The following is a 22,289-nucleotide window of genomic DNA, read 5'->3' on the forward strand; positions in this document are numbered from 1 at the left end:
GACACTCTCTGTTTGTTGCCTGAAAGACATCAAAATCATTGTAACAATGTGATGGCCAACCCGGAATTTGCTGGTTGTTGTGCACGTAGTGTGGAGCAAGAATAGTAATGAATCCCTGTATACATTGTGGTGCCTGCTGCGCCACGTTTCGTGTATCGTTTTACTGGGCAGAATCTGACCCGTTTACCGGTGGTAGCGTACCGCCGGAACTGACTGAAAAGATCTCCCCTTCCCTGGTCGCAATGAAGGGCACAAACCAGCCTTCACCGCGGTGTGTAGCCCTGGAAGGTGACATTGGCGGCAATATCGGCTGCTCAATTTATGAAAAACGCTCATCCACCTGCAGAGAGTTTGATTACGGCACCGCAGACTGTATGAAAGCCAGGATGAAGCACGGTATCACCGGCGATATTATCCCCTTTGTGGCGGCCTGAAAGTTACCGCCGCAAAACAAATACAAAAAAAGCGGGCAATGCCCGCTTTTTAGTTCTATGAATCAGTTACTTACGCGTTTTCAGCTGATTGTGCGGCTGCCTGAGCTGCTTCACCGGTAATTTGCATGCTGGCAATCGGATTCGCCGTGTCGTTAGACAGTTCAACCAGACGGTTCAGCTGACCCAGAGACATCATCACTGCATACAGTGCTCCCAGGAACCCTTGCTTGTGCAATTCCAGCGCTTTCTCTTCCGGCAGTTCCATCAGACGTTTTTCGTTGATGCTGTACATACCGGTCACATTGCGCTGCTGACCATCTTTGTAAGTCAGGCGAATTTGAATGGCGTCCAGTAATTCCAGCTCAACCACTTTCTGAATGAAGCGTTGAGTCAGCATTTCGCTGTTTGCCAGGTCACCTAAGAACTTCTGTCGGTTATCAAGAAACTCAGACGGAGAACCGTCTTCTTTAAATAAAGGCTGACCTTCTTCTTTACCTACCAGCTCACTTTCTTCATCAATGTAAACGCCCAGCTTTTCACCTTCAGGACGAACATCGAAAGGATAGCGCAGAATGTTCATTGGTACGTGAGGGCCTTTCCACTTGTCTGTCGCCAGGAAAAGGTTCTGATTTTGTTCCATACCCAGCATGGCAACAGTGTGATAACGGTCGCTGTTAGGATCCTGGATAAATACGATTGGCATAGTAGACGCCAGTTGCGCATATTCACGGATAGACGCTGCAGATAAGTGTGTATTTTTCGCGAAAGCAAACGCGTTGTTCACCGCTATTTTTACATCTTTGTGTTTTTCTTTATTCAGCGGGGTGTAGTTAATCGCCATAATTCTGTTCTCATTACGTTTATTGGTGGTAATCAACAAATGGAATTCGCCAGGGGAATTGCCCTATTGGTGAAAGCCTGCAGTCCCTGCGTACGCGACCACTAACAACTCTGGTCAATGGACTCACCAAACACAGATTAGGAGAGGATTACCACGAAGATTATTCTTGTAGCCTGCCACCGCATTCAATTGCCGGTAACAGGTCGAAAGCAGTATCCCGTATTTAAAGCGGGAAGTCACGCCCTGAAAACCATATCAAAATTTAAACTTTTATTACAAGCTTCTTTCGTTGACGTAACAACCCGTGATAAGCATTTCATTTTACCTGTTATTTCAGTGCATTTAGCTGGCGCAACGGGTGTGATGATTGTAGGCAATTTAAATATTTCGTAGGCTACATGAGCACGATTGCTTAAGTTACCCGTTGCCGGAACGCTTGCAATTCACGAACACACACAACACAGATAATAATGAACGAAGGAAAATCCATGGGACGTTTAACTAAAAAGCCATTGTCGCTTCTCATACCGGCACTGTTACTGACCGGCAGCTATGCTGCAAACGCAGAAACCATTCCCCCGGTTTCTGCAGAAGCTGAGGCTATCGCACAGGAAACCATCATTGTGGATGGTCACATTGATGTCCCCTATCGCGTACACGCAAAATGGGAAGACGTGAGCATTGCGACAGAAGGCGGCGACTTTGATTACCCCCGCGCGAAGAAAGGTGGCTTGACAGCACCGTTTATGTCTATTTATGTGCCGGCCAGCCTCGATAATTCTGACGAGTCTACGGCAGTTGCCCACCAGCTTATCGACCTGGTTGAGGCCATGGTTTACCGTTCACCGGAGAAGTTTGCCATCGCAAAATCCGTGGCGGATGTAAAAGCCCAGTTTAAGAAAGGACTCATTTCTTTGCCCATGGGCATGGAAAACGGTTCACCGGTGCAGGGAAGCCTGGAAAATCTGAAAACGTTTTATGAGCGCGGTATCCGCTACATTACGCTGGCCCATTCACTGTCTAACCATATTTCTGACTCGTCCTATGACCTGCGCCGTCAATGGCATGGCCTGAGCCCGTTCGGTAAAGAACTGGTAGCTGAAATGAACAACTTAGGGATCATGGTGGATATTTCTCATGTCTCCGATGACGCCTTCTATCAGGCAATTGAAATCAGCAAGGTACCGGTTATCGCTTCACACTCTTCCCTGCGTAAATACACGCCGGGATTTGAGCGTAATATGAACGACGACATGGTGAAAAAACTGGGTGAAAACGGCGGCGTGATCATGATTAACTTTGGTTCCAGCTTTGTTTCAAAAGAAACCCAGGACTGGCGAAATAATCTGACTAAGCAGAAAAACAAACTTATCAAAGAAATGGGTGAAGACAGTGCCGAAGTCGCTGCCTTTGATGAAAAGTACCGCAAGGAAAACCCGTATCCGTATTCTACGCTGAGTCAGGTGCTGGACCACATTGACCATGTCGTAGAATTAATTGGTATTGACCATGTGGGTATCGGATCAGATTTTGACGGTGTGGGTGATTCTCTGCCAACCGGTCTGAAAGATGTTTCCACCTACCCGAATCTGGTTCAGGGTATGCTGGATCGTGGCTACAGCCGCAAAGATATCGAAAAAGTACTCAGCGGCAACCTGCTGCGGGTATGGTCTGACGTCGAAAAATACGCTGCAGCACACTAAGTTCTGATTGCAACTCATCACAGTGCCACGTTCTGTGGCACTGGTTTGTTCTCCCCCATTTCAGGCCTGATATGTCAACACCTCACTGGCTATTTATTAAAGCAAAAATCACGACTCTGACAGGCGGCTGTCTGCGGTAAACTGCACTGCTACAGCCAGACCATTTCTTACCGCTTTAACTTCAAATCGCCCGGCAGCATGATGCAAAGTGAGTCCCTCTGCTACGTCGTCGCTCAGGTGCTTTCTGATAAAGGCATCCAGTGTGATGTTTTTTGTTTCTCCCAGGTCCAGACCATATGCATGGCTTATTTCATGCACTCTTGCCGCGCCTTTCAGCACTAATTCTCCGGATTTAAAAGCTGACGGTTCCAACTGCGATATGTGGGAGAAAATACAATCGATAAAGGGTCGTAGTCCCGGGCGGATAAGTATAAAAATATGATCCCCCGGCAGTAACAACGTTGATCCCCTTGGCGGAAAAACCGCATCACCACGGGTTATCATTGCCACCACCGCACCTTCAGGCAGTGCCAGTTCAGCCAGCGTCCGGTTAACAGCTTTAGCGGAGTCTCCCAGCGTGTACTGAACAATATCGGCGTTAACCTCACCCAGGGCACTGATTTCCAGGGTGGCAGCCGGTGTTACCGGCGCCTTTTCAATCAGCTTCAGTTTCTTTGCCATCCACGGCAATGTTGAACCCTGCAAGGTAGCCGAAATCAAGACAACGAAAAACACCACATTGAAAATGAGATAGGCCTGGGGAATCTCAAACAATAGCGGGAAAATAGCCAGAATAATCGGCACCGAGCCGCGAAGCCCCACCCATGATACCAACCCGATTTCCCGCTTATTGAAGCCGGCAAAGGACAGAAACGGAGCAACAGCCAGCGGACGGGCGACAAAGATAAGGACAGCGGCAATGAGCAACCCTTCCAGCCAGACCTTAAGCAGCGATGCCGGATTCACAAGCAGTCCCAGCATTACAAACATGCCGATTTGGCTTAGCCAGGCCAGACCGTCGTGAAACATAAAGGTAGCCCGTTTCAGTACAAACCGGCTGTTACCGATAAAGACCCCGGCGATGAACGTTGCCAGAAAACCACTCCCGCCCAGACTGGCAGATATGCCAAACGTCATAAAGCCGCATATTGCGACAAGGACAGGATACAGCCCTGCCGCACTCAGTGTGATACGGTTGATGAGTTTTACTGCAGCCCAGCCGACGCCAAGCCCGACGACGGTTCCAATGCCCATTTGCTGAATAAACAACTGGGCCAGATCCCATCCCGGTTTCATCTGACTGGTGAGCAGCTCCAGTATGCCCACAGTCAGGAAAATCGCCATGGGATCGTTCGAAGCACTTTCAATTTCCAGTGTGGCTTTCAGGCGCGGACTGATATGCACACCGGCGTTCCGCAAAATAGAGAATACTGCGGCAGCATCGGTAGAACCGACGATAGCCCCGATGAGTAATCCCACCATAGGTGGTACACCCAGAATAAAGGCTGCTGCATAACCTGTTATTCCGGCCGTAATGGCTACTCCGATTGTCGCCAGAAATGAAGCCGGCTTCCATACCAGCTTGATAGAAGAAAAAGAAGTTTGCAGCCCGCCATCGAAGAGGATCATAGCCAGCGCCAGTGTGCCCAGCGCATGTGCCGTGCTGGCATCATCGAATGCCAGTCCCAGTCCGTCTTCTCCTGCCAGCATGCCTACCAGTAAGAACAGTACCAGCAGAGGTAAACCCAGCCTTGGGGACAGTTTGCTGGAGAGAATACCGACAAACAGCAAGACAGCGGCTATCAGGATCTGGTAATCAATGGCGAACATAGGTTTCCTTTTTACAGGTTATTTCCATTTCAGTAAGAGTCTGCAAGTTACCTGAAGTTGCAGACTCTGTTCGTGGCGACGCTCAGGGTATGTGCGCCAGTGATTCTCTCACCTCCTCTGCGGTGGGGCGCAGTTGTTTTAACCCTTTCTTTTCACGCCGCTTTCCAAGGTAATACAAAATAGGCGATGCTATAAAAATAGAGGAACTGGTACCAATTACGATGCCAAAAAGCATGGGTAGCGCAAAACTCGCGACAGACGCCCCGCCAGCCAGCCCCATAGGCAATAAAGCCAGAAATGTGGTCATTGAAGTAAACAATGTTCTGGACAAGGTCGCAGAAATACTCCGGTTGAGTACTTCAATAATGGGTTTATCCGGTGTAGCCCTGAATCCTTCCCGGATGCGGTCGAACACCACGACCTTATCATTGATAGAATAGCCGATGAGGGCCAGTAATGCTGCCACTGCTGTCAGGTTAAATTCCAGTCCAGTGAGCGCAAAGAATCCGATGGTTTTCGTCAGATCAAGCGCAATCGTCGCCGTTGCTGCCAGTGCAAAATGCGATTCAAACCGCAACCACAAATACAGCAGAATCCCGCCTCCGGCAATCAGCACAGCCAGCACGGAAGCATCAGCAAAACCGCCGCTGACCTTCGCACCAACCATGTCCACACGGGGGAAGGTTGCCTGGTCATCCAGTGTGGTTACTGCAGATTTCACCTGTTCAACCTGCTGACTTTGCAATGCAGCCTGTTCAACCGGAGTGTCCGCAGTTACCTGAGGAACGCGGATAAGATAATCACCTTCTTTGCCAAACTCCTGAATGCTGGCGCCTTCAATGTTGCCGTCTGTCAGAGCATTTCGCAGCTGTTCCACCTGCACGTGATGGCTTTTCACTTCCACCAGTGTGCCACCGGTGAAATCAACGCCGTAATGTAATCCGGGGCTGAAAAACAGCACCACGGAAGCCACCGACAAGACAGCCGATGTGATTAAGCCTGCCATCCGGCCTTTCAGAAAGTTCAGCGGCTTCTTATCTGTCCGCGACAGCCAGCGGAATCCCGGAAAATGGAGTACTTCTCTTTCACGGCGTCTGATAGTAAACAACATTAACAGGCGGGTTACCGCAATGGCCGTGAACATGGACGTAAACAGGCCAATTCCGATAGTAATCGCAAAACCTTTTACCGGCCCGCTGCCAAACATAAATAGCAGACTCACGGCAATCAGGGTTGTCAGGCTGGAATCAAGAATGGTTGACCAGGCTTTGTCAAAACCGGCGCGGATTGCCGCCCCGGCGACACGCCCTTTCAACGACTCTTCTTTGATACGTTCGTTTATCAGAATATTGGCATCTACCGCCATACCCAGAGTAAGAATAATGCCGGCAATTCCGGGTAACGTAAGTGTGGCCCTGAATAAACTCAGCACGCCAAAAAGCAGCCCCATGTTAATCATCAGGCTTACACAGGCAATCGCCCCCCAGCGCCGGTAGAGTGCCGTCATGAACACCAGTACCAGTGCAGCACCGGCAAGTCCTGTACTCAGACCCATCTTAATAGCATCACTACCGAGATCAGGACCCACAGTCCGCTCTTCAATCACAGTCAGGGGTACAGGCAGCGCACCGGCACGTAACATCAGTGCCAGATCTTTAGCTTCATCCGGTGTAAAATTACCACTGATCTGGCCGCCCGATGCGCCAATTACTGCCCGTATTACCGGTGCGGTGATCACTTTGCCGTCCAGAACGACTGCCAGCGGCTCACCGATATGCGTGCGGGTCATAGCTGCAAAAATATTGCCGCCGGTACTGTCGAGCTTGAAAGTCACCACTGGGTTTCCTGTGTCAGGATCGAAAGCAAGCCTTGCATCAGTTATGTGCTCACCTTCCATCGCAACCCGCTTTTCCAGACGGTATTGTTGGTGACCGTCCATACCCTGCATTATCACGGTACTGCCACGACTGCTATCTGTAACAACCCAGTGAAATTCCATTTGTGCGGTTGTTCCAAGTAACTCCCTGATACGTGACGGGTCTGTAACGCCCGGCATCTGTACCAGCACGCCATCGTTACCCTGCCGTGAAATGCCCGGGTCGACCAGTCCGGTCTCATCCAGCCGGCGGCGCACCACTTCCACGCTGCGCTCCAGCGCATCACTGACCAGGCTCTCCTTAAACGACTCTGACAAACTGACAGTGAGCAAGTTATCGTTTTGCTCAATAGTAAACTGCGGCTCGCCCTGCCCCGTTGTACGGTAAGCAAAGGCGAGCTCACGGGCCTGCTGAAATTGCCCGCCGGCTCCTGATATCGATAAGCGCAGGGTATTGTCAGAAGCAGACAGTACCTGATAGCGGATCCCCGCTTCCCGCAAATCCTTAGTGAGACTCTCTTTCATGCCGGTAAAGGCTTTATCAAACAGTGGCTGTGTATCAGCGGCCAGCAATAAATGGGAACCGCCCTGTAAATCAAGGCCTAAAGACAACTGGTTTTGGGTATACCAGCCGGGTAAATGTTTTTGCCATGACGGCGGTAAAATATTGGGCATTGTGCTCAAAAGGCCGAGCACAATCACGAGTGCGGTCATCACGCCCCGTGCAGAAAATGGTTTCATAATTGTCCTTCAAAAATTGTAAACAGGGCCAGAGGCCCGTAAATATCAAAAATGAAGGATTAAGGAGACGCCCTGGCAGGAGGGCGCGAAAAAACAGGCTGTGCAGGCCGGGCAGCCAGCTCAGAAAAACCGGAAGCGACACTATGAAGCATCCGGTAAACGCCGGCGAGTTTCAGTTCAGCGCCGGTAAACAGCAGCGGTTCCGGACGATCACCGGAATGGGACTGGGGCTGCAGATATCGTGTTATCAGACCTTCTGAACGGCCTGATGCTATAACGGCGTGTTCAGAGCTTTGCAGGCTGTCTGACTGGGCAGAAATATGTTCCGGGTTCGCACCCGCGAAAGACAGCAAAAAGCCCAACACCAGAAATAAAAGGGTTGATTTCAGGGAAGCTTGTTTTTCGTCTGGGTTATTCAGGAACAATCAGGAGATACTTTTTCAAATTTTGCCTTAACATGGGGGCAAGGAGATTAATAATCAATCCGGAAAAATATATATTTGATTTATTGCGATAAGAATACTTGTTCCCGACAGTGATACTGTTTAATTTATACCCTATCAGTTCTGGAGTGAATGACTGATATCGATGTGAAATCATCCTTCCTTTCTATATAACGGAATATCCCCCCATGTTGAAATTTAATTTACTGAGAAAATCGGTACTGTTGATGCTATGTCTTGGTTGTTTATCTATCTCGTACGCCTATGCCGACGAAGTGCAGAGTAATGGTAATAGTACAAACAACACCGGTAATAACGGCAACGGCAGCAATAGCGGTAACAATGGTAACAGTGGCGATAACGACAATAATGATAATAATAATGACGATCAACCTTGTCATTCTTATAATCAAAATGCCAATTCAGAGTGCATTCCTGATTGCACCTCTGGCGGAGCTGGTCATTATACCTGTACTGAGGCCTCGGGTAATTAGCTATAATTTGGTGCACTTAACGTAATTAAGTTAAGTGCTTTTTCCTATGTACAAAAGGATGTTGTACCAGGTGATATCCGCAAATTCAGCAATAACACAACAAAGCACCGCAGTTAAAACAGGATTATTTAGTCTTTTCTGTCTGATCCTGTTTATCCTTCCTCTTCCACTAGGCAGTAACCGGCCCTGGGCATGGTCGCTCTCTCAAAGTTATATTTTCATACTCACATTACTCTGCATCAGTTTCTGCTGGCGGGAATTCTCTTCAGCCTTCAGGGCTCATAAACCCGTTGTAATTTGCCTGGTGAGTGTAACAGCTTATCTTTTCTTGCAGCAGATCCCCCTTCCGGTTGAATTACTCGATGTCTTGTCTCCTAATACAGTAAAGTACCTGCCATCCGACGCAGGATTCGGTCACTTATCCTTTGACCGGCATGCAACAACCAGTGCGATGCTTAAACTAGCCAGTTATTTGTGTATTTTCTGTATGGCCCTGTTTTTTTTAAACACACCGGAAAAAATCCAACAAGCACTGCTATTTATGGTAATAACTGGTGCAGTTCAAGGATTTTACGGCGCTTTTGAAGTGCTCTCCGGGCAGGACAAAACAGCGTTTTTTGACTTTATGGTCAACCCGCGTGCCAACGGCAGCTTCGTTTACCACAACCATTTTGCCAATTTTTTAATGCTTTGCCTTTGTGCTGGTATGGGCTACTTCATCACATCTCTGTCCCGCAGGCATTACAGATACAAGAGCGACCGGCTAAAAGCCACTTTGTTCGCTCTCACTGATACCAAAACCATGGTCCGTATTATGCTGATGATCATGGTCATTGCTTTGGTTATGTCACGTTCGAGGATGGGTAACACCGCTTTCTTCAGTAGTTTTCTTATAGTCTCACTTATTTATTTTTTCCGCGGTAAAAGCGTTCCGGGCGGCTTTAAAATATTGGTAGTCAGTATGCTCATCATTGATACTTTCATTGTTAGCGCCTGGTTTGGTCTGGATAAGGTTAAAGAACGAATTGAAGGTACTAGCATAGAAGCCGAAAGCAGAGATGAAGTCTATCGCGATGCAATGAAAATAGTAGAAGATTTTCCTTTAACTGGTACTGGAGGAGGGAGCTTCGAAACCATTTTCTCCAGCTATCAGTCGGAAGATATTAAGTTATTTTACGATCATGCTCACAATGATTATATCCAGTTTATGGTTGAATACGGGATCCCTGTTACCGGCTTGCTCGGAGCAATGATGGCCTATGTAATTTATCTGGCTGCGAAAGTGCTTATAACCCGCCAGCGAAGGCAATTAACCGGTCCCGCGGCTGCGGCATTAATGGCATTTATAGGAATGTTGATTCATATGAGTGTGGACTTTCCGTTATTACCTCCGGCTAATGCCAGTTTACTGATGGTCTTTATCGCGATTGCCTGCAACATCAGTAAAATGGAAATCGCCCCCCGCCGGAAACGCAGACATTAACATTTGAGTAAGGTTTTCATAGTATCCTCGGTAGCCCAGGAGCACATAACCTCTTTCACACCATCTTTTTTCAAAACAGCAAAAGTTAACGTTGGTTTGCTTTTCGGGTGCTTCAACCCGCTTTGCATTTGCCGGAGAAAAATCGCCTTTATTTCTTCAGGCAATGCAACACCTGATTGAATCAGATCCCTGGCTACAAGGCCTAATTTAATATGTGTTTGGAATTCATACTGGCCATCGCGATGTGCCAACCTGATATAGTCGAAGAGTCTTTTATCTTCTTTATTTATTCGCTCTGTCACATATGCCATAGATGACCAATTGAGTCCGCTCACCGGTCTACTTTTACTCGCTAAATCATAGTAATACAAAGCCTGACGATTGTATGATGCTGCACTGTCGTGACTTTTTTCATTGTTCGCCAACATTGAAAACAAATTGCCGCTTACGACAGGGTTTATACTCTCGTTATATAGCCAGTAGCTCCTACTTTGCAATGAGTCGATCGCCATTTTAAGTGTCGGAGCATAATTTTCAGGCTCTCCGGTAAGTGCTGCTACTGTTAATTTTTTTACCTGCTCATTTTTCAGGGAGACACCAAATTCCTGACATGACAGAAGAACAGCAATAAAAAGTAAAACCGACAACAATATTCGAAGGGTCATGATGCTCTCCTTTTCAGCCACAAAAGCAGAACGCCAATTAGCAATGTGATCGCGAATGCGGTCAACAAAACTTTAACCAGCAAGGCGTAGTCTGTGCTCCATATAAACTTTTCTTTAAGTTCTCTGGTTTCAGGTCTTACATCAAAAACAAAGAATCCGGATGACACGGCCACAAGGAAATCTGACCACTTTGCATGTTTTATGGACCTTAACTCTAAAACTAGATTATTGCCTTCAAATTGAAGCAACAAGTGGGAAGGCAGTTCCGAGAGAAACAACGCCTTTTTTTCTTTTTGACTCAATTGATCAATTTGTCTGGCTTTTTCATTTTCCAACAAGGTTGATAAAAAGAGATCCAGTTCGTGGGCTTTTAGTTTTTCAAGACTGTCTTCAAAAGCCGGACTGTTGAGTAGCGTATCAACCCCTCTTTCTTTATTATCAGGCCAACTGACAGCAGGAAGGGAAAGTGAGAGATAATATGATTTATGAAAGGTCATAAATATTAACAGGGACATCATAGCGACAGCTATTGCTATCCCCGTTATTCGCACCGCTGGCATAAACAAAATCCTTTTATGTTTACAGTCTGTTTCGGGAGCTTTATTTTTGTACTACTTTACTCCCGCCAGAGTAATCAGTCACGTTTAATTATTGTTACTTGCCACCTACACATAATCAATCAAATCAACGCCGAAGAAGTTATCGATGGCGCATTGCCACTCACCTTCTGCATTTTTTCTGAATACGTAAATGGCTTTTTTCACATTGCAGTCCACCGCGCCGGTTGCATTCAGGTACAGCTTGCTTATGACCAGCGCAGTGTCACCGGCTTCAATGACAACCTCGTCGCCCTGCGAGACGATATGCTCAGGCATATACCGTTGTTTAAAAGCACTGAGGGCACGCTGCAGATCTGAGCGCGAGGATACCCGTGGTTTATCTACCAGAAAGGCGTCTTCACAATACAAGGTTTGTAATGCAGTTAAGTCGTTATTATTAACTGCATCGTGCATGGCATGTAATTGCCGGGTTACCGGGTGAGTCATGGCTGTCGTCTCCGTATTTTGTTAAAACCGCGAAGACGAAAACAAAAAACCCGCCTTCGCGGCGGGTTTTCTTCAGTTCATTTACGTACTAACGAACCCGCCAATTGCTGAGAATAGCGAGTAGAATAATGAGTGCAGATTGTGGCTTGCCTGATTTTGACAAATTTTGAAAAATCATGTTGACCAGTTTGCAATGTTAGTTCGTAGCGATAATGGAGTTAAATTAATCAATCCCGGGCACTGTGTCAATCAATTAACCGGCTTTCTGTGCCGCTTCATCCATAAAGCTGCCCAGCATCATAATCATCTGGCGGAACAGCGGATTTGCGCCGGGAGCTGCACAGGGATCACGTAAATCCACACCGGATTTATCGAAATGCATATCACTGAGCATTTTCTTATTCACCACCACATCAGCATGGCATAATTTGTAACTCTCATCGACGATGAAAAAGGTATTGGTTTTCGTGGTTGCCCGTGACATTAAATCTTCAATACCTGTAATGGGCGTAGTGATGTCTGCCTGAGAATGTGCGGCAAATACCGGTACGTCTATAGTTTTCCCCTGTTCAAACTGGTCTCTCACATCATCAATCACTTCCATCAGTTCAAGTCCGGAAAAACTGGCAATGGTGGGATATTTATACGGATTCGGCCCCTGTGTTTCATAGTGACCGTCAAGAAACCTGGCGACCCACTGAATTCCCCATATCCCGGATAACCGCTCTACGCCGCTGTCGAGTGCCAGAGCACCGGAAAATAACATCAGGCCGTCAATGTTGTCAGGGTGATGCAAATAATGCTGAACAGAGAGCGCGCCGCCGGTGGAAAAGCCGCCCAGATAAACGTGCTTACCAAGTTGCGGTGCCAGCGCCATGACATCACTCAGGTGTGCACCCCAGCGTTCTGCCAGATTGCTGTCGCTCATTTCATCGCTGGCATCCAGTTGGCCGTGTCCTACGTTTAAAGGCACAATAACGTTGTAACCTTTGTCATGCAGTGCCCGTGCAATGCCAGACATATAAAACGGCGAATCGCTTAATCCGTGAAGCAGAACAACCACCGTATCGACAGGTTTTCCGTGATGCAGAATATACGGCGCGTTGCCATCGTTACGAAGAGCAGGAGAACACACACTGAAACGCTGAAATGTGGGGTTCATGCATGCCCTGATCTGGCCGAAACGTTCTTCATAGAGATGACTGAATGAATCAAACGCTTCATCCATTGCATTATTCTGCCCGAAACTGCCTGTGCTGAATGCCAGCAGAAATAAAATCAACAGGGATGTTTTTGCCACTCCCTTCTCCTTATTTGCGGGTATAGTTTTCAATAACACCATGTGTTGGCATATTAACAGATATAACTTTAATTAGAATGATTTACACGGGCGAACCACGGATTTTCAGGTACTGCAGCCCGTTTTTCGCCACCGGCCACCTGGTCTGACAGGTATATTTTTTTATTCTTAAATATCGTGAGGCATGCGGCGCACACCGTTTGTTTTAACTAGTATCCTGATTGCCGGTAAGCCATGGCATCCCCGCCGCTTACCCGAAAATGTACTGTTGAAAAAGGCAAAGCGGTGCGAAAGCCCGTGACGCAAAGCCTCCGGTCTGCCATCTGATTACAGATAATGATAGCGGGGTTACCGAACAAGCATAGTCCTTAATCCGGCTCATGTTCACTTTTTCAGTCACATTCGTTAACCGTTTATCCGTAATGACGGATCAAAAGTTGAGGAACGAACGATGATCGTTTTGGTTGGTGGCGAGAAAGGCGGCAGTGGCAAAAGCTGCCTTGCACAAAATATCGCTGTTTATCTGAGAACTGAAAAAAATGCCAGTGTACTGATGGTCGACTGCGATCCGCAGCGCACTACCTCAGACTGGATTCAGGAACGCAAAGCTAATGATAAATTGCCGTCGATTAACTGCGTGCAGTTGTACGGCAAGATCCGCAACGAATTACTGAGCCTGCGCGAGCACTACGATTACGTAGTCATTGACTGTGGCGGACAGGATAACCTTGCGCTGCGCTCCTCGATGGCAGTGGCTGACCACATTCTCATTCCGTTACGTCCCAAACGGCGGGATTTGAAAACAGTTCCGCATATGGAAGACATCCTTTCAACCTGCAAAATGGTGAATCCCGACATGAATGCTGCTTTTGTGATTACCCAGTGCCCTTCTCTGCCTTCGCTGGGCAGCAGGATCATGGAAGCAAAAGATGTATGTCGTTCATTTGAAGTGCCGGTACTGGACTCAGTGACATACAGCCGCAATATGTATGATGATTCAGAAGAGTCTGGCCAGTCAGTCATGGAAAGTGAGCCGGACGGAAAAGCATCAGCAGAAATTCGCAATATCATTGAAGAACTTCTGTCGCGGAGAGAGGGGAAATCTTATGAGTCTGTGCAGCCTCAAAAAATCCACGCCGTCAGCTAAACCCGCTGAGCCGGTGAGCGTTGAAGAATTTATTGACGATGCACTGGCTTACGCAGCAGGTAAACATGTTATCAGGCAGGTCTATCCGGCAACGGATTCTGCAAACAAAGACAACATTACGCCTTGCGGTCCCATGCGACGTGCTACATTTACATTATCTGAAGACGCAATTGAGAAGCTTGGAAAGTTGTCGGCAGAAACAGGGATCTGCCGTTCCAGACTCATCAGAATATGGATAGAAAATCAAAGCAGTGAAGACATCAGGCCTTTACTGACAAATAAAACACCCTGACAGACATACCACAAGGTGGCGGCCGGGTGCAGGCGTTTGCATGGAATGCAAAGCGCGCCAATACGCAACAACGGGAGCACGGTGTCACTGTGCTCCCCGGTTTTACTTTTTCTGAACAGGATGAAGATGAAAAGTTATCTGTCAGGCAGTTTGATTACACTGCTTGGAATATTTCCCTCGCTGCTTAGTGCCCAGGGGACGGTCAGACAGGAAGATTTGCAGGCTGACACCGCCAGCCGGGAGACCACCGTCGCCCGGTTTATTGCTCACCAGACTGCCGATAATGACATCGCTCCCCGTCTGGACGTGCTGCCTCCTGCCTTTTTCACTTCTGTTGACGAAACCATCGCCAGACTGGAACACCAGATGGACACGGAACAGGCAATCTACTTTGAAAAACTGAAAGCCAAAGTGGAGATGGAACGTCAGGCAAGGGATTTCGAGATTCAGGAGAAAAACCGCACTGTTGAACTGGCTCAGGTGCGTCAGCATAACCTGGAAAGTATGTTATCGCTGGGTAGCCTGGTGTCCCTCTTGCTGTTTCTTTTTTTGCTGTGGAGCCGTTATAACCAGTACCGGCAAAATCAGCGGCTGGCGCTGGAAGTCCGCAACCGGACCACTGAGCTGGAGCAGAAAAATCAACAGCTGGAAGAAGCTTATCACGCACTGGAGCAGGTCAGCATGCGTGATGCACTCACAGGCTTGTATAACCGCAACTTCCTCTCAGCACAGTTGCCGGGTGAGATCAGCCGGGTGCAGCACCACTATGCCAGTCTTAAAGGTGAAATCTTTCCGCCGAATCATGACTTACTGTGCTTTTTAATTGATATAGACCACTTTAAACAGATCAATGATGAATACGGTCACCTTGCCGGTGACCGCTTCCTGGTACAATTTACCGGTATTTTAAAAGAAGTGTTCCGGCAGACAGATTTGCTAATCCGCTGGGGTGGCGAAGAATTTCTGGCGGTGTGCCGCAACGCCAACCGTAATGATATGGTGGAACTGGCTGACAGGCTTATTGAGGCGGTGCGTCAGAAGCGTTTTCACTTACCTGATGATGTGGTGATCAATGCCACCTGCAGCGTGGGGTTTTGTGCAATGCCTCTGTGCCGCAGAAATCCTTATGAAATGGACTGGGTAAAAACCTTCGCGGTGATGGATTATTGCCTGTACGCAGCGAAAATATCCCAAAGAGACTGTTGGGTGGGCGCCATTGAAGCCTGCAAAGAAACCGACAATGTTCTGCCGCCCTCTCCGCTGGAAGGGAAGTTCTCACTCACCGATGTGCAGATAAAAACATCCCTGAACAATCTGGCCAGTATTGAGTGGCCAATGGAATGACCGGCGGGGGTTACACGCCGGTTTTAATGTCTTCCATATGGTATTTGTCGATAAGAGAATACAAGGTCGGCCGGGTCACACCCAGTAACTCTGCAGTCTTTGACATATTTTTATCGGCTGTCTGATAGGCCCGTCTGATAGCACGACTTTCCGCCATCTCACGGACTTCCCGCAAATTCAGCGTTTCCGGTTCGTTGTCTCCCCGGGGCGCCATAAGGCCCAGATCTTCGGCCTGCACCACAGAACCTTCAGCCATAATGACGGCGGATTTCAGCTTATTCTGCATTTCACGGATATTGCCGGGCCATTTATGATTCAACATGGCCTGGATGGCGGTATCAGAGAAGCTCTTGGCTTTAGCACCGAACTCTTCCCGGTATGTATTCAGGAATGTACGGGCAAGCAGAATGATGTCCTGGTCCCGGTCACGCAGTGGCGGAATAAAGATAGGAATTTCGCCCACACGGTAATATAAATCCTCACGGAAGGTTTCATCCGCCACCATCTGTTGCAAATCTCTGTGGGTTGCACAGATCACGCGGATATCCACCGGAATTTCTGTCCGGCCGCCTACCCGTTCAATCACCCGCTCCTGCAGGAAACGAAGCATTTTAGCTTGCAGGCCAATAGGCATATCACCGATTTCATCAAGAAACAGTGTGCCGCCCTGGGCCGTTTCGATTTTACCCAGAGTCGTTTTATTGGCCCCGGTAAATGCACCTTTTTCGTAACCGAATAATTCACTTTCCAGCAAGTTTTCAGGAATCGACGCACAGTTAATCGCGACAAAAGGCTTGTCTTTACGGGGGCTGTGTTCGTGAATACTTCTGGCAAACACTTCTTTACCGGTACCACTTTCGCCCTGTAATAACGTACTGATATCAGTGCCGGCAATTTTTTCGGCCTTGCGCATAACAGCCTGAATTGCCTCTGAATTACCAATAATACGTCCCATGGCAGGACGGGCTTTCGCCAGAATGCGGTTCTGATGTTCCAGATTAGCAAGGTTCAGGGCGCGGTTGACCAGCAGCTTGATAGTATCGGAATCAATAGGCTTCTGATAAAAATCGTAAGCACCGAGATCAATCGCCTTCAGCGCATTCTCTTTATCGTTATTGCCGGTGACAACAATCACTTTGGTCCGTGGTGCCAGAGCCATGATTTCTTCAAGGGTTTTCAACCCCTCAGAGGCATTAGCAGGATCAGGTGGCAGACCCAGGTCCAGAGTCACTACTTTGGGTTCATGACGACGTAACTGGGCAATCGCAGAGGTTCTGTCATCTGCAAATACCACGTTGTAGTCAGTAAAGCTCCATTTTAACTGTTTCTGGATGCCGAGATCATCATCGACAACAAGAATCGTATCCGTCATTCGCACGTTTCCATTAGTAAATATGAATTATGGGAAATGAAATCTGTTAATCCAGCGGGAACACCAGGGTAAAACAACTTCCCTTTCCTGTTTCGCTTTCTACCGACAGTTTGCCGCCAATAGACTGCATATAATTTTTTGCGTCATAGGCACCGATACCCATGCCTGCGTTACCTTTTGTGGTATCAAACGGCTTAAACAACCGTTGTTCAATAAATGCTTCATCCATGCCACAGCCATTGTCTTCAATCCGCACAATCTGGCGCTGACCGGCCAGGTCACTTTCCAGCGTAATACGGACATAACCGTCGTCGCCGGTGGCTTGCTGCGCATTACTGATAAGATGGTACATCACATTACTGAATTTCTCAGGATCGACCACTACCTTTTCTTCACTTTCCACCACCAGTTCAGGTACCGGTTTGAGTGACTGACAACGGGTTTCTATCAGCTTACCGGTTAAGTCAGAGAGTGTGTGCGCTGAGAACACGCCGGGCTCATCGACCTTTTTCTCGGTGAGCTGACGCAGCATTTTATCCATGCGCGCCTTAGTATAATGCAGGGTTTCAAAGGTATCTTCAATAAACTCAGGGTTATGTTTGTGCTGTTCGGCATTACACAAAATGAGGTCGATTTGCGCCATCACATTTTTTAAATCGTGAAGTACAAATGCCGACATCCGGTTGAAAGCAGCAAATTGCGCGTTCTCCGCCACAGCATTAGCGGCCTCATGGTGTAGTAAGTATGTACCAACCTGTTCAGTCACAGCGTTAAGATAATCGCGGACTTCCCAGTTCAGTGTCAGTGCCTCACTGTCTTTTGTTTTTAGCAGGGCAAAGCCCCAAATTTGTTCTGAATTTAACAGTGGCAGTGCCAGTTGAAAGCGACAACCTTTCAGCGCCTCTCTGTCCAGCAGCAAGCCATTGTACTCAAAGGGCTTTGATGCATATTCATCCACATCAACCAGCCAGTTGGTTTGCTGACAGAATGGCATAAGTTGCTTGAGGATCTTAATTTCGTCTGCCGATATTCCTTCGCTGTTTACACTGGCCACAACGTCAAAATCTATACCGGTGGCTTTCACCAGTGTGCCGTTTTCATAGTTGATGGCACCCAGCACCCCCCGCAATGCATTGCCATAAACATCCGGCGCTGCATCGCCTTCAGATGAAGACAGAGCCTGAGTCAGCTTCACCCATTCAACCCGGTAATCAAACTGGTTGGCAAAGAAGTGCTTGGTGATGAATACTTTTATCCGCGTACGGAAACTGTTAGACAGGACCATTGTGATGAGCAGTGCCAGAGACAGTACCACCAGCACGGTCTGAATCGTGGAACTCCAGTTCCCGCCGATGTAATTCACCACATAACCGGCCAGTGCCATTACCAGCAAATAGATACCGGCCACCAGCAGCAGCGAGCTGTGCAGCACCACTTCACGGGAGATAAAGATATCGACGCCCCAATGCTTGATACGGCGGATAGCTACCACCAGCAGCGGCATCATCAGTAAATAGATATACCCTCTTGATACCACGTAGACCAACTCGATTTTTGTGACCATAGTGGCATTGGCGTACATCACAAATTCGAACAGGTGCATGGCGCCAAGGTAGAGCACCAGCGGTTTATACGCCCACTGATTTTCTCCCGCCTGTCTGAATAAAACTTCAAGCAGAATAAGCACTTCCAGTGATAGCACGGTAAGAAAGAGAAACTGCCAGGAGTGAGGAATTGTAGAAATGAACGGAAGAAACAACGCCAGCACCGGCGGCGTGAGGATCACCATCGTCGCCGGCCTGCGCAGCACCTGCCAGAGATTATTGAAGTTATCCTGCAGACAGCCGGCAATGAATAACAACCACACCATTTGCTTGAGGGTGTCTGCTATGAGTAAATGCGGGCCGGAAACCGGACCGGTAAGCCTGGTTACGAAACTGAGTGACCACACCAAAGTTGCCATCGTGGCAAGCACCAGCAAGTGCTTCGCCAGACCAGATTTACGGACTGTGAATAACAACAGCAGCAGAACCAGATAGCCTGCTGCATTCAGGCCGTAACCAATATCTGAAATCATAACTTCCCTATTTCCGGCAACTTATTGCTTTTGGATAACCAGACTTCCGATGGAGTATCCGGCACCGAAAGAACACAGTACGCCCACATCACCGGACTGAAGATCCTGATGATGCAGTGCAAATGCGATGACTGAGCCCGCTGATGCCGTATTCGCGTAACGATCGAGTACGATCGGTGCTTCATCTGCCGTAGCATCCCGCCCTAACAGACGCTTAGCAATTAACAGGTTCATATTGATATTGGCCTGGTGCAACCACCAGCGGCGCACATCTGCCGGCGTAAAACTGTGACTGGCAAGGTGTGCCTCAATATGGTCAGCAGCCATCGGGCATACTTCTTTAAATACTTTACGGCCGGCCTGGTGAAATAATTTGTCTTCACCGTACGGATCAACATCGTGAGCGCGGCTGATGTAGCCAAAGTTCGAACGGATGTTATTTGAAAACGACGTCACCGCTTTTGTGCTCAGCACCGAAAATACATGGTCGCTGTTCGCGGTGTCTTCGCTTTCTACCACCGTGGCCGTTGCCACATCACCAAAAATAAAGTGACTGTCACGGTCGGTGTAATTTACCTGAGGTGACACCAGTTCAGGATTGATAACCAGCACGGCACGGGCGTTGCCGGATGCCACCATTTCCCATGCGCGGTGCATGCCAAATGTGGCCGCCGAGCAGGCAACCAGCATATCAAAACCGAAACCTTTAATACCCAGTTGGTTTTGCACTTCGATAGCAATGGCAGGATAAGCCCGTTGTGTATAGGCACATGATACGATCACCGCATCGATGTCTTCCGGTGATTTATTCGCCGCTGCCAGCGCCTTCTTCGCAGCCTCCAGGGCAATTTCCCCCTGATGGGACAACTCTTCGTCCTGCCGCTCAGGAATGACCGGGCGCATGCGTTCAACATCCAGCGCGCCTTCTTTACGGTAGATGTAGCGTTGTTTTATACCGGACGCTTTTTCAATGAACTCCGCACTGGAATGGGGCTTAGCAGCAACAGTACCGGCATTAATTTGTGCCGCGTTTTCTGCATTAAACTTGTCTGCGTAGGCGTTGTAGCTGGCGACGAGTTCTTCGTTAGTGATTACGTGTTCAGGTGTCCACAGGCCGACACCACTGATAACAACTTTTTTAGTCATGAATAACTCTCTCGTTTTTTCGTAGCTTAGCCGTTTGAGACCCAAAAGTCACCGGACTTCTGACAAACAAAAAAGCCTGAATGCTAATGCATTCAGGCTTTCTGAAGAGGTATAAAGAGGCAGAAGTTTTATTTAGCAGTTACCTGCCACAAAGAGACTGAGCCACTGACTTCGTTACCCACTACAAGTAAAGCTTCACCGGTAGGGCTGTCTTCCGGGCTGATAAATACCAGACTTTCCGGCGCCAGATCACCAATACTGTCATCAGCCGTCAGCCCTTCCGTCAAATCACGGTTTATCACGTATTCAGAGAAACTGACATCGTAAGGATTCGTGATGTCGTAAACAAAAATGCCTCCCATACGCTCAGTACCGATAAAGGCATAAGTGCGATCGCCCAGTGTACCTGTGGTAATGGCTTCCGGCTCAGGCCCTTTATTTTCGGAGCGGCTGTCGCCTTCATTTTCATCATCACCGTTATTAAACGCTGCACCGTGTACCGAAGCGGTAATGCGTTCAAAATCATCGCCTGAATCAAATACAACCTGGCCGTTCTGATCCCAGATAGTGAAAGAACGTGCGCCATACGTATACGCTGCATCATATTCACCGTCACCGTCGGCATCGCCCATACCCAGCGTCACCCGCAGGTCATCTGCTTCACCGTTTGCCTGCAACATGGCCAGCTCTGAATTTGTTGCGGCAGTGAGATCTTCGACTTTAACTTCATCGGTGTAAGCCAGACAGTCACCGTCGTCAAACTCCAGACCTCCGGCAGCCAGACAGGATGCTTCATCATCTGCACTGAAAATGTACTCACGGGCATCACCTTCGTTTGCAGTCAGCAGGAAAGTTGCCCCCTTCCACGTGGTTCTGGTGATTGTGTCCGGCATATAAACGCCATACAGACCTTCGTACTGACCAAAGCTGACTTCACCATTTTCCTGCACGTCAATTTGGTACTGACTCCAGTCTTTTACGCCCAGTCCGATAATGCTGATAGTCATGGCTTCCAGATCAACCACGGCGACACCGTTATTTTCCTGCAAGGTAACGTAAGCAACAGAATCGGTGGCTGTGATGTACTCAGGCTCTAAATCCATAGCGACTGTGGTGTTAATGGCAACACCATTTATAGTACGGCCGGACGGATTAGGGAACTGCATGCCCATGGCTTCAAGCTCTGCCTGCTGGCCGTTGAAGCTTTCAAATGTAAGGGTTGTTGCAGTGTCTGCCGGGACACCGTCTGTGACAGTGATAACACTTACAGAACCTTCAGGGTCAATGGTGTAATCATCTGACGGTTCGCCCTCGTTCGCAGTGAGTACCTTTGTACCATCCGGAGTGAAAACAACATTATCAGGCAGGTTGCCAACTTCAACAGCGGAAAGGAAAGCCGGCTCGCCGGCATCAAGGCCGTTGTAGAAAAGTACAAATCCGTTTTCAGCTTTTTCATCCGCGGGAATAGCGACAGCCAGCAAATCGCCGGAAACGGCAATACTGGTAAGGCCGGCCAGCGCTGTGCCGTCTGCTTCAACAGGTAATTCGATTGATGTGTTTGTGAGGTTGGTAGAAGTAACCGGCGCTTCCAGGGCATCTCCGTTGAGTTCTGCAATGCTGATCACAGAGATGGTATCTGACTCACCGTTAGTTGCATAAACGGTTTGTGTACCCGCATGATACTGCACAATTTCAGCAGCACCGGCCCCGCCGACAACTGCACGGCCCACAACTTCCAGTGCGACGCCTGTAGTGGCGTCCTGACCATCACTCCCGGTTTCGCCCTGTTCACCCTGAGGGCCCTGTGCACCGTCGGCACCGTCATCGCCATCTAAACTACACCCTGTCAGAGTGGCAGATACCACAAACGCCAGTAATCCCAGTTTGAATTTATTTTGCATCAACATGCTGTTTCCTTTAGAAGTTATTATAGAAATACGTCGCATGCGGCTGAGTGTGCATACAACAAAATTTCAATAACCTAAGGAAACGGTGTGACAGCAATAAGTCAGGGAGATGACGAATTTGTGTCAATTTATCCTCCCCTCTTTTATT

Annotated in this window: 19 protein-coding genes and 1 riboswitch; of the genes, 7 read left to right on the top strand and 12 right to left on the bottom strand. The window is 48.3% G+C overall.

The features are described from left to right. The first annotated feature begins 107 nt into the window (after positions 1 to 107). Positions 108 to 434, top strand: a complete 327-nt coding sequence (locus tag J3369_RS15425) for a YkgJ family cysteine cluster protein (protein ID WP_303572863.1) — start codon at positions 108 to 110, stop codon at positions 432 to 434. A 70-nt stretch (positions 435 to 504) separates the two neighbouring features. Here J3369_RS15425 and J3369_RS15430 read toward each other — a convergent pair whose 3' ends face one another. Continuing rightward, positions 505 to 1,275 carry a SapC family protein gene (locus J3369_RS15430; RefSeq protein ID WP_349588456.1) on the bottom strand — a complete coding sequence of 257 codons (771 nt, stop codon included), beginning with the start codon at positions 1,273 to 1,275 and terminating at the stop codon, positions 505 to 507. A 488-nt stretch (positions 1,276 to 1,763) separates the two neighbouring features. Here J3369_RS15430 and J3369_RS15435 point away from each other — a divergent pair, with 488 nt between their 5' ends. Then, positions 1,764 to 2,978, top strand: a complete 1,215-nt coding sequence (locus J3369_RS15435) for a dipeptidase (protein WP_349588458.1) — start codon at positions 1,764 to 1,766, stop codon at positions 2,976 to 2,978. Positions 2,979 to 3,086: 108 nt separating this feature from the next. Here J3369_RS15435 and J3369_RS15440 read toward each other — a convergent pair whose 3' ends face one another. The 3 genes from J3369_RS15440 to J3369_RS15450 all read right to left on the bottom strand — a co-directional run bounded on the left by J3369_RS15440 (position 3,087) and on the right by J3369_RS15450 (position 7,850). Continuing rightward, positions 3,087 to 4,808 (bottom strand): potassium/proton antiporter, encoded by a 1,722-nt coding sequence (locus J3369_RS15440; RefSeq protein ID WP_349588461.1) that lies wholly within the window; start codon positions 4,806 to 4,808, stop codon positions 3,087 to 3,089. Positions 4,809 to 4,890: 82 nt separating this feature from the next. After that, positions 4,891 to 7,425 (bottom strand): protein translocase subunit SecD, encoded by a 2,535-nt coding sequence (gene secD / locus J3369_RS15445; protein ID WP_349588464.1) that lies wholly within the window; start codon positions 7,423 to 7,425, stop codon positions 4,891 to 4,893. A gap of 59 nt (positions 7,426 to 7,484) precedes the next feature. Next, positions 7,485 to 7,850, bottom strand: a complete 366-nt coding sequence (locus J3369_RS15450) for a hypothetical protein (protein WP_349588467.1) — start codon at positions 7,848 to 7,850, stop codon at positions 7,485 to 7,487. Positions 7,851 to 8,056: 206 nt separating this feature from the next. On the opposite strand from J3369_RS15450, the gene J3369_RS15455 reads away from it, so the two are divergent. Then, on the top strand, positions 8,057 to 8,362 hold the full coding sequence (locus J3369_RS15455) for a hypothetical protein (protein ID WP_349588470.1): 306 nt from the start codon (positions 8,057 to 8,059) through the stop codon (positions 8,360 to 8,362). A gap of 70 nt (positions 8,363 to 8,432) precedes the next feature. Further along, a complete protein-coding gene (locus J3369_RS15460) occupies positions 8,433 to 9,845 on the top strand; it encodes an O-antigen ligase family protein (RefSeq protein ID WP_349588473.1) in 1,413 nt (470 codons plus the stop codon). Here J3369_RS15460 and J3369_RS15465 read toward each other — a convergent pair. From J3369_RS15465 to J3369_RS15480, 4 genes are all read right to left on the bottom strand, one after another. Beyond that, a complete protein-coding gene (locus J3369_RS15465; protein ID WP_349588476.1) occupies positions 9,842 to 10,510 on the bottom strand; it encodes a hypothetical protein in 669 nt (222 codons plus the stop codon). The genes J3369_RS15460 and J3369_RS15465 overlap by 4 nt on opposite strands. Beyond that, on the bottom strand, positions 10,507 to 11,070 hold the full coding sequence (locus J3369_RS15470) for a hypothetical protein (RefSeq protein WP_349588479.1): 564 nt from the start codon (positions 11,068 to 11,070) through the stop codon (positions 10,507 to 10,509). Before J3369_RS15470 ends, J3369_RS15465 begins: the two co-directional genes overlap by 4 nt. 105 nt (positions 11,071 to 11,175) lie before the next feature. Next, a complete protein-coding gene (locus tag J3369_RS15475; protein ID WP_119502208.1) occupies positions 11,176 to 11,556 on the bottom strand; it encodes a YybH family protein in 381 nt (126 codons plus the stop codon). A gap of 253 nt (positions 11,557 to 11,809) precedes the next feature. Continuing rightward, positions 11,810 to 12,856 carry an alpha/beta hydrolase gene (locus J3369_RS15480; RefSeq protein ID WP_349588482.1) on the bottom strand — a complete coding sequence of 349 codons (1,047 nt, stop codon included), beginning with the start codon at positions 12,854 to 12,856 and terminating at the stop codon, positions 11,810 to 11,812. A gap of 266 nt (positions 12,857 to 13,122) precedes the next feature. Further along, a riboswitch (cyclic di-GMP riboswitch) is annotated at positions 13,123 to 13,212 on the top strand. A 95-nt stretch (positions 13,213 to 13,307) separates the two neighbouring features. Between J3369_RS15480 and J3369_RS15485 the strand changes: the two genes are divergently transcribed. The 3 genes from J3369_RS15485 to J3369_RS15495 all read left to right on the top strand — a co-directional run bounded on the left by J3369_RS15485 (position 13,308) and on the right by J3369_RS15495 (position 15,639). Then, on the top strand, positions 13,308 to 14,003 hold the full coding sequence (locus tag J3369_RS15485; protein WP_303572852.1) for an AAA family ATPase: 696 nt from the start codon (positions 13,308 to 13,310) through the stop codon (positions 14,001 to 14,003). Continuing rightward, on the top strand, positions 13,963 to 14,295 hold the full coding sequence (locus tag J3369_RS15490) for a ribbon-helix-helix domain-containing protein (RefSeq protein WP_349588486.1): 333 nt from the start codon (positions 13,963 to 13,965) through the stop codon (positions 14,293 to 14,295). The genes J3369_RS15485 and J3369_RS15490 overlap by 41 nt, the downstream gene beginning before the upstream one ends. A gap of 126 nt (positions 14,296 to 14,421) precedes the next feature. Next, positions 14,422 to 15,639: a GGDEF domain-containing protein gene (locus J3369_RS15495; RefSeq protein WP_349588489.1), complete on the top strand. Its 1,218-nt coding sequence runs from the start codon at positions 14,422 to 14,424 to the stop codon at positions 15,637 to 15,639. A gap of 10 nt (positions 15,640 to 15,649) precedes the next feature. Here J3369_RS15495 and prsR read toward each other — a convergent pair whose 3' ends face one another. The 4 genes from prsR to J3369_RS15515 form a co-directional block, all read right to left on the bottom strand. Next, on the bottom strand, positions 15,650 to 17,011 hold the full coding sequence (gene prsR / locus J3369_RS15500) for a PEP-CTERM-box response regulator transcription factor (protein ID WP_303572849.1): 1,362 nt from the start codon (positions 17,009 to 17,011) through the stop codon (positions 15,650 to 15,652). A 46-nt stretch (positions 17,012 to 17,057) separates the two neighbouring features. Continuing rightward, positions 17,058 to 19,088: an XrtA/PEP-CTERM system histidine kinase PrsK gene (gene prsK / locus J3369_RS15505; protein ID WP_349588492.1), complete on the bottom strand. Its 2,031-nt coding sequence runs from the start codon at positions 19,086 to 19,088 to the stop codon at positions 17,058 to 17,060. Between the two features lie 21 nt (positions 19,089 to 19,109). Then, positions 19,110 to 20,234 (bottom strand): beta-ketoacyl-ACP synthase III, encoded by a 1,125-nt coding sequence (locus J3369_RS15510; protein ID WP_349588495.1) that lies wholly within the window; start codon positions 20,232 to 20,234, stop codon positions 19,110 to 19,112. A gap of 128 nt (positions 20,235 to 20,362) precedes the next feature. Beyond that, entirely contained in the window at positions 20,363 to 22,141 is a 1,779-nt protein-coding gene (locus J3369_RS15515) for a choice-of-anchor I family protein (RefSeq protein WP_349588498.1), read from the bottom strand. Between the last annotated feature and the right edge of the window lie 148 nt (positions 22,142 to 22,289).

The sequence above is a fragment of the Alteromonas sp. NFXS44 genome (assembly GCF_040148705.1).
In the GTDB taxonomy this organism is placed as follows: Bacteria; Pseudomonadota; Gammaproteobacteria; order Enterobacterales; family Alteromonadaceae; genus Alteromonas.

What these genes read in the sequence shown, in the direction of transcription:
- J3369_RS15425 (WP_303572863.1), top strand. Translation starts at nt 108, where the DNA reads ATGAATCCCTGTATACATTGTGGTGCCTGCTGCGCCACGTTTCGTGTA.
- J3369_RS15430 (WP_349588456.1), bottom strand. Translation starts at nt 1,275, where the DNA reads ATGGCGATTAACTACACCCCGCTGAATAAAGAAAAACACAAAGATGTA.
- J3369_RS15435 (WP_349588458.1), top strand. Translation starts at nt 1,764, where the DNA reads ATGGGACGTTTAACTAAAAAGCCATTGTCGCTTCTCATACCGGCACTG.
- J3369_RS15440 (WP_349588461.1), bottom strand. Translation starts at nt 4,808, where the DNA reads ATGTTCGCCATTGATTACCAGATCCTGATAGCCGCTGTCTTGCTGTTT.
- secD (WP_349588464.1), bottom strand. Translation starts at nt 7,425, where the DNA reads ATGAAACCATTTTCTGCACGGGGCGTGATGACCGCACTCGTGATTGTG.
- J3369_RS15455 (WP_349588470.1), top strand. Translation starts at nt 8,057, where the DNA reads ATGTTGAAATTTAATTTACTGAGAAAATCGGTACTGTTGATGCTATGT.
- J3369_RS15465 (WP_349588476.1), bottom strand. Translation starts at nt 10,510, where the DNA reads ATGACCCTTCGAATATTGTTGTCGGTTTTACTTTTTATTGCTGTTCTT.
- J3369_RS15470 (WP_349588479.1), bottom strand. Translation starts at nt 11,070, where the DNA reads ATGCCAGCGGTGCGAATAACGGGGATAGCAATAGCTGTCGCTATGATG.
- J3369_RS15475 (WP_119502208.1), bottom strand. Translation starts at nt 11,556, where the DNA reads ATGACTCACCCGGTAACCCGGCAATTACATGCCATGCACGATGCAGTT.
- J3369_RS15485 (WP_303572852.1), top strand. Translation starts at nt 13,308, where the DNA reads ATGATCGTTTTGGTTGGTGGCGAGAAAGGCGGCAGTGGCAAAAGCTGC.
- J3369_RS15490 (WP_349588486.1), top strand. Translation starts at nt 13,963, where the DNA reads ATGAGTCTGTGCAGCCTCAAAAAATCCACGCCGTCAGCTAAACCCGCT.
- J3369_RS15495 (WP_349588489.1), top strand. Translation starts at nt 14,422, where the DNA reads ATGAAAAGTTATCTGTCAGGCAGTTTGATTACACTGCTTGGAATATTT.
- prsR (WP_303572849.1), bottom strand. Translation starts at nt 17,011, where the DNA reads ATGACGGATACGATTCTTGTTGTCGATGATGATCTCGGCATCCAGAAA.
- prsK (WP_349588492.1), bottom strand. Translation starts at nt 19,088, where the DNA reads ATGATTTCAGATATTGGTTACGGCCTGAATGCAGCAGGCTATCTGGTT.
- J3369_RS15510 (WP_349588495.1), bottom strand. Translation starts at nt 20,234, where the DNA reads ATGACTAAAAAAGTTGTTATCAGTGGTGTCGGCCTGTGGACACCTGAA.
- J3369_RS15515 (WP_349588498.1), bottom strand. Translation starts at nt 22,141, where the DNA reads ATGTTGATGCAAAATAAATTCAAACTGGGATTACTGGCGTTTGTGGTA.